This is a genomic window from Streptomyces sp. NBC_00683 (genome assembly GCF_036226745.1).
In the GTDB taxonomy this organism is placed as follows: domain Bacteria; phylum Actinomycetota; class Actinomycetes; order Streptomycetales; family Streptomycetaceae; genus Streptomyces.
Window position 1 is genome coordinate 3,598,989 of record NZ_CP109013.1, and the last position, 12,956, is coordinate 3,611,944.

Annotated in this window: 7 protein-coding genes; all 7 read right to left on the bottom strand. The window is 65.5% G+C overall.

Annotated elements, in window-relative coordinates; translation table 11 throughout:
- Positions 1-27: 27 nt before the first annotated feature.
- On the bottom strand, positions 28-2,157 hold the full coding sequence (gene fusA / locus OG257_RS15870; RefSeq protein WP_329208298.1) for an elongation factor G: 2,130 nt from the start codon (positions 2,155-2,157) through the stop codon (positions 28-30).
- 38 nt (positions 2,158-2,195) lie between these two features.
- Positions 2,196-2,666, bottom strand: coding sequence for a 30S ribosomal protein S7 (rpsG, locus tag OG257_RS15875; protein ID WP_014047773.1), 471 nt, complete (start codon positions 2,664-2,666; stop codon positions 2,196-2,198).
- A 2-nt stretch (positions 2,667-2,668) separates the two neighbouring features.
- The gene (gene rpsL / locus OG257_RS15880) at positions 2,669-3,040 is read right to left on the bottom strand and encodes a 30S ribosomal protein S12 (RefSeq protein ID WP_003948652.1); all 372 of its coding nucleotides are present in this window, start codon (positions 3,038-3,040) and stop codon (positions 2,669-2,671) included.
- 547 nt (positions 3,041-3,587) lie between these two features.
- Positions 3,588-7,487, bottom strand: coding sequence for a DNA-directed RNA polymerase subunit beta' (locus tag OG257_RS15885; RefSeq protein ID WP_329208301.1), 3,900 nt, complete (start codon positions 7,485-7,487; stop codon positions 3,588-3,590).
- Between the two features lie 128 nt (positions 7,488-7,615).
- Entirely contained in the window at positions 7,616-11,101 is a 3,486-nt protein-coding gene (gene rpoB, locus OG257_RS15890) for a DNA-directed RNA polymerase subunit beta (protein ID WP_329208303.1), read from the bottom strand.
- A 601-nt stretch (positions 11,102-11,702) separates the two neighbouring features.
- On the bottom strand, positions 11,703-12,086 hold the full coding sequence (gene rplL / locus OG257_RS15895; RefSeq protein ID WP_329208305.1) for a 50S ribosomal protein L7/L12: 384 nt from the start codon (positions 12,084-12,086) through the stop codon (positions 11,703-11,705).
- Between the two features lie 86 nt (positions 12,087-12,172).
- Entirely contained in the window at positions 12,173-12,736 is a 564-nt protein-coding gene (gene rplJ, locus OG257_RS15900; protein WP_329208306.1) for a 50S ribosomal protein L10, read from the bottom strand.
- Between the last annotated feature and the right edge of the window lie 220 nt (positions 12,737-12,956).

Sequence of the window (12,956 nt, forward strand, 5' to 3'; positions counted from 1 at the left end):
CAAGCCTAAAGCGTTGACTCGGAAGAGTTACTCGCCCTTGGCCTTCGCGATGATCTCCTCGGCGACGTTCCGCGGAACCTCGGCGTAGGAGTCGAACTGCATCGAGTAGCTTGCGCGACCCGAGGTCTTGCTGCGGAGGTCTCCGACGTAGCCGAACATCTCCGAGAGGGGCACGAGGCCCTTCACGACGCGAGCGCCGCTGCGCTCCTCCATGGCCTGAATCTGGCCACGGCGGGAGTTGAGGTCGCCGATGACATCGCCCATGTAGTCCTCGGGCGTGGTGACCTCGACGGCCATCATCGGCTCGAGGAGCACGGGGGACGCCTTGCGGGCACCCTCCTTGAACGCCTGCGAACCGGCGATCTTGAAGGCGAGCTCCGAGGAGTCGACCTCGTGGTAACCACCGTCGAGAAGGGTGACGCGGACGCCGACCATCTCGTAACCGGCCAGGATGCCGAACTGCATGGCTTCCTGGGCACCCGCGTCCACCGAGGGAATGTACTCACGGGGGATGCGGCCACCGGTGACCTTGTTGACGAACTCGTAGGAGGCGTCGCCACCCTCGATGGGCTCGAGGGCGATCTGCACCTTCGCGAACTGGCCGGTACCACCAGTCTGCTTCTTGTGCGTGTAGTCGATGCGCTCGACGGTCTTGCGGATCGTCTCGCGGTACGCGACCTGGGGCTTGCCGACGTTCGCCTCGACGCGGAACTCGCGCTTCATGCGGTCGACGAGCACCTCGAGGTGAAGCTCGCCCATACCACCGATGATGGTCTGGCCGGTCTCCTCGTCGGAGTGCACCTGGAAGGAGGGGTCCTCCTCCGAGAGACGCTGGATGGCTACACCCAGCTTCTCCTGGTCACCCTTGGACTTGGGCTCGATGGCGACCTGAATGACCGGCGCCGGGAAGTCCATGGACTCCAGGATGACCGGGTTCTTGTCGTCACACAGCGTCTCACCGGTGGTGGTCTGCTTCAGGCCCATGACGGCGACGATGTCACCGGCGCCCACCGAGGGGATCTCCTCACGCTTGTTCGCGTGCATGCGGTAGATCTTCCCGATGCGCTCCTTCTTGCCCTTGACCGAGTTCAGCACCGCGGTGCCGGCCTCGAGGCGACCGGAGTAGATCCGGACGAAGGTGAGCTTGCCCAGGTGCGGGTCGCTCGCAATCTTGAACGCCAGGCCGGAGAACGGCTCGTCGTCCGAAGGCTGCCGCTTGATGACCTGCTCCGGGTCCTTCACGTCGTGGCCTTCGATGGCCTCGACGTCCAGGGGGGAAGGCAGGTAGCGGACGACCGCGTCGAGCAGGGGCTGAACGCCCTTGTTCTTGAACGCGGTGCCACAGAACACGGGGGTCACGGTGACGGAGTCGGCCGTGCCCTTCGACGCGAGGGTGATCCGACGGATCGCCTCGTGCAGCTGCTCCTCGGTGGGCTCGACGCCCTCCAGGTACAGCTCCATCATCGCGTCGTCGTTCTCCGAGACGGCCTCGAGCAGCTTGCCGCGCCACTCCTCGGCTGCCTCGACGTGCGTGTCCGGGATGTCGACGGTGTCGTACATCTCGCCCTTGGCGGCTTCTTCCGACCACACGAAGGCCTTCATCGACACGAGGTCGACGACACCCTTGAAGTCGGCTTCGGCGCCGATGGGAAGCTGCATGACCAGCGGAACAGCGCCGAGGCGCTCGATGATCATGTCGACGCAGCGGTGGAACTCTGCACCGGTGCGGTCGAGCTTGTTGACGAAGCAGATACGCGGCACGCCGTAGCGGTCCGCCTGACGCCAGACAGTCTCGGACTGGGGCTCGACGCCCGCCACACCGTCGAACACGGTGACGGCACCGTCGAGGACGCGGAGCGAACGCTCCACCTCGACGGTGAAGTCGACGTGACCCGGGGTGTCAATGATGTTGATCGTGTGATCAACCTCATTGAGCGGCCAGTGACAGGTCGTCGCGGCCGACGTGATCGTGATGCCGCGCTCCTGCTCCTGCTCCATCCAGTCCATCGTGGCTGCGCCGTCGTGGACTTCACCGATCTTGTACGAAACGCCGGTGTAGAAGAGGATCCGCTCGGTGGTGGTCGTCTTGCCCGCGTCGATGTGGGCCATGATCCCAATGTTGCGGACCTTGGCCAGGTCAAGCGAAGTGGTGGCCATAAGGCTCAATCTTCTCTCGGTCTCGATGGGGTAAGCGACTACCAGCGGTAGTGCGCGAAGGCCTTGTTCGACTCGGCCATCTTGTGGGTGTCCTCGCGCTTCTTGACAGCTGCGCCAAGACCGTTGGAGGCGTCGAGCAGCTCGTTCATGAGGCGCTCGGTCATGGTCTTCTCGCGACGGGCGCGGGAGTAACCGACGACCCAGCGCAGAGCGAGGGTGGCGGCGCGACCGGGCTTGACCTCGATCGGCACCTGGTAGGTGGCGCCACCGACACGGCGGGACTTGACCTCGAGCGAGGGCTTGACGTTCTCAAGCGCGCGCTTCAGCGTGATGACCGGGTCAGCGCCGGTCTTCTCGCGGAGGCCTTCCATGGCGCCGTACACGATCCGCTCGGCAGTGGAACGCTTGCCGTTGAGCAGGATCTTGTTGATCAGCGAGGTGACAAGAGGAGAACCATAGACCGGGTCAATGATGACCGGGCGCTTCGGGGCGGGGCCCTTACGAGGCATTCTTACTTCTCCTTCTTGGCGCCGTAGCGGCTGCGGGCCTGCTTGCGGTTCTTGACACCCTGGGTGTCAAGGGAGCCGCGGATGATCTTGTAACGAACACCCGGCAGGTCCTTCACACGGCCACCACGCACGAGCACGATGGAGTGCTCCTGCAGGTTGTGTCCCTCACCCGGAATGTAGGCCGTGACCTCGATGCCGGAGGTCAGACGCACACGCGCGACCTTACGGAGGGCCGAGTTCGGCTTCTTCGGGGTGGTCGTGAACACACGCGTGCAGACGCCGCGACGCTGGGGCGAACCCTCGAGCGCGGGCGTCTTGTTCTTCTCGACCTTGTCCTGCCGGCCCTTCCGGACCAGCTGCTGAATCGTAGGCACTACTTCTCCGGTTTCTGTGTGCCGTCGGTGAAACTAACCTGGAACACTCGCCGACCCACGCGGTCGGGTGTGTCGAATACTGCAAGCTCCTGCCCTGAGGCAGAAGGAGCGCAGATTGCGGTGGCCACTTACGGACTCGCGATGCGGTTGAGGACACGCACCCGAGCCCAGGCACACCCCAGGCACAAGGCTTGAGCGTACCTACCTCACGGACTCCGGTCAAAACAAATGCCCCGGGGCACGGCCCGGCCCGAAGCCCTGCCTGTCGCCACAGGGCACACAGAGGCCCGCACCGGCCTCCGCCACCGGGTGCGCATCCCCCGGACGCCAGGGGCCCGGCCGCACCCGTACGGCCGGTACAGCGCTTCCCACCAGCGTAAACGGCCCACCGCGCGCCCGCCCGCCGGCGCACGCGCCCCACGCCGGACCCTCACCCGGTACCGCCGCCCCGGGTGAGGCACCTCACGGTCCGCCGGCCCGCACGCCGAAGGGCGGCCACCCCGTACGAAACGGGGTGACCGCCCTTCGGTCGTATCAAGCGACTCGCTTACTGGTTGTACGGACCGTAGTCGTAGTCCTCCAGCGGAACGGCCTGGCCGGAGCCCGTGCCGAACGGCGAGTAGTCGATGTCGTCGTAGCCGACGGCCGAGTACATCGCGGCCTTGGCCTCCTCGGTCGGCTCGACCCGGATGTTGCGGTAGCGGGACAGACCCGTACCGGCCGGGATGAGCTTACCGATGATGACGTTCTCCTTGAGGCCGATCAGGGAGTCCGACTTGGCGTTGATCGCCGCGTCGGTCAGAACCCTGGTCGTCTCCTGGAAGGACGCCGCCGACAGCCACGACTCGGTGGCGAGCGAGGCCTTGGTGATACCCATCAGCTGCGGACGGCCGGAGGCGGGGTGACCGCCCTCGGTGACCACACGACGGTTCTCGACCTCGAACTTCGACCGCTCGACGAGCTCGCCCGGCAGCAGCTCAGCGTCGCCGGACTCGATGATCGTCACTCGGCGCAGCATCTGCCGGATGATGATCTCGATGTGCTTGTCGTGGATCGACACGCCCTGCGAGTTGTAGACCTTCTGGACTTCGCCGACCAGGTGGACCTGGACCGCGCGCTGACCGAGGATCCGCAGCACGTCGTGCGGGTTCGTGGCACCGACGGTGAGCTTCTGGCCCACCTCGACCGCGTCGCCCTCGCCGACCAGCAGACGGGCACGCTTGGAGATCGGGAACGGCGTCTCCTCGCTGCCGTCGTCCGGCGTGACGACGAGCTTCTTGGTCTTCTCGGTCTCCTCGATCCGGACACGGCCCTTGGCCTCCGAGATCGGGGCGACACCCTTGGGCGTACGGGCCTCGAAGAGCTCGACGACTCGGGGCAGACCCTGCGTGATGTCGTCACCCGCCACACCACCGGTGTGGAAGGTACGCATCGTCAGCTGGGTACCGGGCTCACCGATGGACTGGGCGGCGATGATGCCGACCGCCTCACCGATGTCGACCAGCTTGCCGGTGGCGAGCGAGCGTCCGTAGCAGAAGGCACAGGTGCCGACCGCGGACTCACAGGTCAGGACCGAGCGGGTCTTGACCTCCTCGACGCCGGCGCCCACCAGGGCGTCGATCAGGACGTCACCGAGGTCGACGTTGGCAGGCGCGATGACCTTGCCGTCGACGACGACGTCCTCGGCGAGCATGCGGGCGTAGACCGAGGTCTCGACGTCCTCCGTCTTGCGGAGCACACCGTCCGCACCCTTGACGGCGATCTTCAGCTTGAGGCCGCGGTCGGTGCCGCAGTCCTCCTCGCGGATGATGACGTCCTGCGAGACGTCCACCAGACGACGGGTCAGGTAACCCGAGTCGGCGGTACGCAGGGCGGTGTCCGCCAGACCCTTACGGGCACCGTGCGTGGAGATGAAGTACTCCAGAACGGTGAGGCCCTCACGGAAGGACGCCTTGATCGGACGCGGGATGGTCTCGTTCTTCGCGTTCGACACCAGACCACGCATACCCGCGATCTGACGCATCTGCATCATGTTTCCTCGGGCACCCGAGTCAACCATCATGAAGATGGGGTTCGTCTTCGGGAAGTTCGCGTTCATCGCCTCGGCAACCTCGTTGGTCGCCTTGGTCCAGATCGCGATGAGCTCCTGCGTGCGCTCGTCCTTGGTGATCAGACCGCGCTCGTACTGCTTCTGGACCTTCTCGTCCTGCTCCTCGTAGCCCTTGACGATGGCCTTCTTGGCCTCGGGGACGACGATGTCGGCAACAGAGACGGTGACCCCGGAACGGGTCGCCCAGTGGAAGCCGGCTGCCTTCAGGTTGTCGAGCGTCGCCGCCACGATGACCTTGGGGTAGCGCTCTGCCAGGTCGTTGACGATCTCGGAGAGCTGCTTCTTGCCCACCGAGTAGTCGACGAACGGGTAGTCCTCGGGCAGCAGCTCGTTGAAGAGCGCGCGGCCCAGGCTCGTACGCAGCCGGAAGGTGTCACCCGGCTGGTACTCGGGCTCGCCCTCCTCGGCGACCGGCGGCACCCAGCCACGCGGCGGGATGGTGCCCACCGGGAAGCGGATGTCGACCCGCGCCTGGAGCGAGAGCTCGCGGGCGTCGAAGGCCATGATCGCTTCAGCCGTCGAACCGAACGCACGGCCCTGACCGATGACCTTGCGCTCCTCCTCGTCCGTGGTGAGGAAGAAGAGGCCCAGCACCATGTCCTGGGTAGGCATGGTGACGGGACGGCCGTCGGCCGGCTTCAGGATGTTGTTCGAGGACAGCATCAGGATGCGGGCCTCGGCCTGCGCCTCCGCGGAGAGCGGAAGGTGCACGGCCATCTGGTCACCGTCGAAGTCCGCGTTGAACGCGGTGCAGACGAGCGGGTGGATCTGGATGGCCTTGCCCTCGACCAGCTGGGGCTCGAAGGCCTGGATGCCGAGGCGGTGCAGGGTGGGCGCACGGTTCAGCAGCACCGGGTGCTCGGCGATGACCTCTTCGAGGACGTCGTACACGACGGTGCGGCCACGCTCGACCATGCGCTTGGCCGACTTGATGTTCTGCGCGTGGTTCAGGTCCACCAGGCGCTTCATCACGAACGGCTTGAAGAGCTCCAGCGCCATCGCCTTCGGCAGACCGCACTGGTGCAGCTTGAGCTGCGGACCGACGACGATCACGGAACGCGCGGAGTAGTCCACACGCTTGCCGAGGAGGTTCTGACGGAAACGGCCCTGCTTGCCCTTCAGCATGTCGCTGAGGGACTTCAGGGGACGGTTACCGGGACCGGTGACCGGGCGACCGCGGCGGCCGTTGTCGAACAGTGCGTCGACGGCCTCCTGCAGCATCCGCTTCTCGTTGTTCACGATGATCTCGGGGGCACCGAGGTCAAGGAGACGCTTGAGGCGGTTGTTGCGGTTGATCACACGGCGGTACAGGTCGTTCAGGTCGGAGGTCGCGAAGCGGCCACCGTCCAGCTGCACCATCGGACGCAGGTCCGGCGGGATGACCGGCACGCAGTCGAGCACCATGCCCTTGGGCTTGTTGCTGGTCTGCAGGAACGCGGAGACGACCTTGAGGCGCTTGAGCGCACGGGTCTTCTTCTGGCCCTTGCCGGTACGGATGATCTCGCGGAGGCGCTCGGCCTCCTCGTCGAGGTCGAAGGACTCAAGGCGCTTCTGCAGGGCAGCAGCACCCATGCAGCCGTCGAAGTACGTGCCGAAACGGTCACGCAGCTCGCGGTAGAGCAGCTCGTCGCCCTCGAGGTCCTGGACCTTGAGGTTCTTGAAGCGGCTCCACACCTCGTCGAGACGGTCGATCTCGCGCTGCGCACGGTCGCGCAGCTGCTTCATCTCACGCTCGGCACCTTCGCGCACCTTGCGGCGCACGTCGGCCTTGGCACCCTCGGCCTCGAGCTCGGCCAGGTCGGTCTCGAGCTTCTTGGCACGGTTCTCGAGGTCCGAGTCACGGCGGTTCTCGACCTGCTGGCGCTCGACGGAGACATGCGCCTCCAGCGACGGGAGGTCGCGCGTGCGGCGCTCCTCGTCGACGAACGTGATCATGTACGCGGCGAAGTAGATGACCTTCTCGAGGTCCTTCGGCGCGAGGTCCAGCAGGTAGCCCAGGCGCGACGGGACGCCCTTGAAGTACCAGATGTGGGTTACGGGAGCGGCAAGCTCGATGTGGCCCATACGCTCACGGCGCACCTTGGCGCGCGTGACCTCGACGCCACAACGCTCACAGATGATGCCCTTGAAGCGGACACGCTTGTACTTGCCGCAGTAGCACTCCCAGTCCCGGGTCGGACCGAAGATCTTCTCGCAGAAGAGTCCGTCCTTTTCGGGCTTGAGCGTGCGGTAGTTGATGGTCTCCGGCTTCTTCACTTCGCCGTGGGACCAGGTCCGGATGTCGTCCGCGGTGGCAAGGCCGATCCGCAGCTCGTCGAAGAAGTTGACGTCGAGCACTTGTCGTCAATCCCTCTTTCGGGGGTTCGAGCCCCCTCGCCTGAGCGAGAAATCGGGGCACTTCAGCAATGGTCTGAACGGGTCCGGGGAGAGCCGGCCGGATCACAGGGATCCGGCCGGCCAACCCGTCAGACCTCTTCGACGCTGCTCGGCTCGCGCCGGGACAGGTCGATACCGAGCTCCTCCGCCGCGCGGAAGACGTCCTCGTCCGTGTCACGCATCTCGATGGACATACCGTCCGAGGACAGCACCTCCACGTTGAGGCAGAGCGACTGCATTTCCTTGATGAGCACCTTGAAGGACTCGGGAATGCCGGGCTCGGGGATGTTCTCGCCCTTGACGATCGCCTCGTAGACCTTCACGCGGCCGGTCACGTCGTCGGACTTGATCGTCAGCAGTTCCTGGAGGGCGTATGCGGCGCCGTAAGCCTCAAGGGCCCACACCTCCATCTCACCGAATCGCTGCCCACCGAACTGTGCCTTACCACCCAGCGGCTGCTGCGTGATCATGGAGTACGGTCCGGTCGAACGCGCGTGGAGCTTGTCGTCGACCAGGTGGTGCAGCTTGAGGATGTACATGTAGCCGACCGAGACCGGCTCGGGGAACGGCTCACCGGAGCGGCCGTCGAACAGGTTGGCCTTGCCCGAGGGCTGGACCAGCCGGTTGCCGTCGCGGTTCGGGATCGTGGCCTCGAAGAGGCCGGTGATCTCGTCCTCGCGGGCGCCGTCGAAGACCGGGGTCGCGACGTTGGTGCCGGGGGCGACCTGGTCGGCGCCGATGGACTGCAGGCGCTTGGCCCACTCGTCACCGAGGCCGGAGACGTCCCAGCCGCGGCTGGCGAGCCAGCCGAGGTGGATCTCCAGGACCTGTCCCGGGTTCATTCGGGACGGGACACCCAGCGGGTTGAGGATGATGTCGACCGGGGTGCCGTCCTCCAGGAACGGCATGTCCTCGATCGGCAGGATCTTCGAGATGACGCCCTTGTTGCCGTGACGGCCGGCGAGCTTGTCACCATCGGTGATCTTGCGCTTCTGCGCGACGTAGACGCGGACCAGCTGGTTCACGCCCGGCGGCAGCTCGTCGCCCTCTTCGCGGTCGAAGACGCGGACGCCGATGATCTTGCCGATCTCGCCGTGCGGGACCTTCAGCGAGGTGTCGCGCACCTCGCGCGCCTTCTCACCGAAGATCGCACGGAGCAGACGCTCCTCCGGGGTCAGCTCGGTCTCACCCTTGGGCGTGACCTTGCCGACGAGGATGTCACCGGCAGTGACCTCGGCACCGATACGGATGATGCCGCGCTCGTCGAGGTCCGCGAGGACCTCTTCGGAGACGTTCGGGATGTCCCGGGTGATCTCCTCCGGGCCCAGCTTGGTGTCACGGGCGTCGACCTCGTGCTCCTCGATGTGGATCGAGGAGAGGACGTCGTCCTGCACCAGACGCTGCGACAGGATGATCGCGTCTTCGTAGTTGTGGCCCTCCCACGGCATGAACGCCACGAGGAGGTTCTTGCCGAGCGCCATCTCGCCCTGCTCGGTCGCCGGACCGTCCGCGAGGACCTGGCCCTCGACGATCCGGGCGCCCTCGTCGACGACAACCTTCTGGTTGACCGAGGTGCCCTGGTTCGAGCGGGAGAACTTGGCGATGCGGTACGTGGTGTACGTGCCGTCGTCGTTGGTGACGGTGATGTAGTCCGCGGAAACCTCCTGGACCACACCGTCCTTCTCCGCCTTGATGACGTCACCGGCGTCGACCGCGCAGCGGTACTCCATGCCGGTGCCGACGAGCGGAGCCTCGGACGTGATCAGCGGCACGGCCTGACGCATCATGTTCGCGCCCATGAGGGCACGGTTGGCGTCGTCGTGCTCGAGGAACGGGATCATGGCGGTCGCGACCGACACCATCTGGCGCGGCGAGACATCCATGTAGTCGACGTCGTCGCCGGGGATGTAGTCGACCTCTCCGCCACGACGGCGGACCAGGACGCGCGGCTCGGTGAACCGCATGTCCTCGGACAGCGTCGCGTTCGCCTGGGCGATCACGAAGCGGTCTTCCTCGTCGGCGGTCAGGTAGTCGACGTCGTCGGTGACGACACCCTCGATGACCTTGCGGTACGGCGTCTCGACGAAACCGAACGCGTTGACGCGTCCGTACGAGGCGAGCGAACCGATCAGACCGATGTTCGGGCCTTCAGGGGTCTCGATCGGGCACATGCGTCCGTAGTGGGACGGGTGCACGTCTCGGACCTCGAAGCCGGCCCGCTCACGGGACAGACCACCCGGGCCAAGAGCCGACAGGCGGCGCTTGTGGGTGAGACCCGACAGCGGGTTGTTCTGGTCCATGAACTGCGACAGCTGGCTGGTGCCGAAGAACTCCTTGATGGAGGCGACGACCGGCCGGATGTTGATCAGGGTCTGCGGCGTGATCGCTTCGACGTCCTGGGTCGTCATGCGCTCACGCACGACGCGCTCCATACGAGCCAGACCCGTGCGGACCTGGTTCTGGATGAGCTCGCCGACGTTGCGCAGACGGCGGTTGCCGAAGTGGTCGATGTCGTCGGTCTCGACGACGATCTGGGTACCGCTCTCGCCGACCGTCTCGGTCTCCCCGGCGTGCAGCTTCACCAGGTACTTGATGGTCGCGATGATGTCGTCGCTGGTGAGGACACCCGCGTCGAGCGGCTCGTCGGCGCCGAGCTTCTTGTTCACCTTGTAGCGGCCGACCTTCGCGAGGTCGTAGCGCTTCGGGTTGAAGTAGAGGTTCTCGAGCAGCGTCTGAGCGGCCTCACGCGTGGGCGGCTCGCCCGGGCGCAGCTTGCGGTAGATGTCGAGCAGCGCGTCGTCCTGGCCCTGGGTGTGGTCCTTCTCCAGGGTGGCGCGCATCGACTCGTACTCGCCGAACTCCTCGAGGATCTGCTCGGTGGTCCAGCCGAGAGCCTTCAGGAGAACGGTGACGGACTGCTTGCGCTTGCGGTCGATGCGGACACCGACCATGTCGCGCTTGTCGATCTCCATCTCCAGCCAGGCACCCCGGGAAGGGATGATCTTGGAGGAGAAGATGTCCTTGTCGGACGTCTTGTCGATGGAGGAGTCGAAGTAGACACCCGGCGAGCGGACCAGCTGCGACACGACGACACGCTCGGTGCCGTTGATGACGAAGGTGCCCTTGTTGGTCATGAGCGGGAAGTCGCCCATGAAGACCGTCTGGGACTTGATCTCGCCGGTCTCGTTGTTGGTGAACTCGGCCGTGACGAAGAGCGGCGCGGCGAACGTGAAGTCGCGCTCCTTGCACTCGTCGATGGAGTTCTTCGGGGGCTCGAAGCGGTGGTCGCGGAACGTGAGCGACATCGACCCGGAGAAGTCCTCGATCGGCGAAATCTCCTCGAAGATCTCCTCCAGGCCGGACTTGGTGGGGACGTCTTGTCCGCTGTCCAGAGCAGCCTCGACGCGAGCCTTCCAGGCGGCGTTACCGAGGAGCCAGTCAAAGCTCTCGGTCTGCAGCGCGAGGAGGTTCGGAACCTCGAGGGGCTCCCTGATCTTTGCAAAAGAGATGCGCAGCGGGGCGGTGCTGGCACCGTTGTTCGTATTCGAGGTCGAGGCGTTGCGCGAGGCGGCCAAGAGGGGGTCCTTCCGAGGGCTCGGACTCACTACGCGCGTACCGGCCCCAAGCCGCACACAGAGACAGAAATCCCAAGGTCAGGGAAAAGTCGGTCATCGGTGCTAGGCGTGGGCATGCCCCTGGTGACGGGCAGGAGGCAGCTAACAGGCAGCGCAAAGGGTCAGTGTAGCCAAGCGGCACACTGATGTCCAGTCGGGGTTCTCAGAGACCCACGTTGCTCTCAACAGCTGTTCTCAACACCTATGAATAGCCCTCGCGCGGTGTGCGCTCTTCTTTACTGCCCTCTTCGTTCTCGATCCATGCCTCGGATGCGGATCGAGATGACGACGCGTCCTGAGAATTGCGCGCCGCGTGCGGTTCGTCAAGGCCCCCGAGTCCAGGACGGACATCCTGCGATCTTCACCTGGGCCCCCAGGACGCCCGTTGACGCCCCCTGGGAGACGCACGGCGAAGATCACCCTACTCGTCGCCGACGGAAGATCAAGGCAGCGTCAGGGGGTACGCCAAAGGGCGACCACCCGAATGGGTGATCGCCCTTTGCGATGTGACATCCCTGCCTCGCGGCAGGGACGGTCCTGAGGAGTCAGATGACTCGCAGGGTCACTTGACCTCGACGGAGGCGCCGGCGCCCTTGAGGGACTCGGCAGCCTTCTCGGCGGCCTCCTTGGCGACCTTCTCGAGGACGGGCTTCGGGGCGCCGTCCACGAGGTCCTTGGCCTCCTTGAGGCCCAGGGAGGTCAGCTCACGCACGACCTTGATGACCTGGATCTTCTTCTCGCCGGCACCGGTGAGGATGACGTCGAACTCGTCCTGCTCCTCGACGGCCTCGGCAGCGGCGCCCGGGCCGGCGGGGCCGGCAACGGCGACCGCGGCGGCGGCGGTGACGTCGAACTTCTCCTCGAACGCCTTAACGAACTCGGAGAGCTCGATGAGGGTGAGCTCCTCGAACTGGGCGAGCAGGTCTTCCTGGCTGAGCTTCGCCATGATGGCGTCCTTCCACTAATTCGGCAGGTGCCGGATGTATATGTAGGCGGGCGTACGGGCCCGCTGCGAGCCGTGGGGGCGGAGTGTTACTCCGACACCTCGGCGTCGGCGGGAGCCGGCGTACCGGCACCGCCCTGCTCGGCCTTCTTGGCGCGAAGCGCTTCCGCGGTGCGGACGAACTTCGACGGCAGAGCCTGGAAGAGCTGCGCAGCCTGAGTCTGCTTGCCCTTCATGGCGCCGGCCAGCTTGGCGAGCAGAACCTCGCGGGACTCGAGGTCCGCGAGCTTCTTGATCTCATCGGCAGACAGCGCCTTACCGTCAAGGACACCGCCCTTGATGATGAGGTTGGGGTTGTCCTTGGCGAAGTCACGAAGACCCTTCGCCGACTCCACCGGGTCACCGGTGACGAAGGCAACCGCCGTCGGACCCGAGAACAGGTCGTCCAGCGTGTTGATCCCGGCCTCGTTGGCCGCAATCTTGGTCAGCGTGTTCTTCACCACGGCGTACTGGGCGTTCTCACCGAGCGAACGGCGCAGCTCCTTGAGCTGTGCCACGGTGAGACCCCGGTACTCGGTCAGCACAGCGGCGTTCGAGCTGCGGAACTGGTCCGTCAGCTCGGCTACCGCGGCAGCCTTGTCGGGCCTTGCCATGAGCGTCGGCCTCCTTCCGGGTGATGAGGACCGCTCAGAAGGGGCCGGGAAAGACGAAACGCCCCGGCGCAGGCGCCAGGGCGTAGCTCGACCGAATGAATTCGGGAGCTTTCCACAGTCACCTGCGCAGGTCGTCCGTTCTCGACGGATCCTTCGGTCACCGTCCCTCTTGCGAGAGCGCGGCAACGACCAGCGGTCTTTGGCTTCCTGAGGAGCGTAC

Excerpts from the sequence above, each read along its gene's own strand:
- fusA (WP_329208298.1), bottom strand. The coding sequence starts at position 2,157 with ATGGCCACCACTTCGCTTGACCTGGCCAAGGTCCGCAACATTGGGATC.
- rpsG (WP_014047773.1), bottom strand. The coding sequence starts at position 2,666 with ATGCCTCGTAAGGGCCCCGCCCCGAAGCGCCCGGTCATCATTGACCCG.
- rplL (WP_329208305.1), bottom strand. The coding sequence starts at position 12,086 with ATGGCGAAGCTCAGCCAGGAAGACCTGCTCGCCCAGTTCGAGGAGCTC.
- rplJ (WP_329208306.1), bottom strand. The coding sequence starts at position 12,736 with ATGGCAAGGCCCGACAAGGCTGCCGCGGTAGCCGAGCTGACGGACCAG.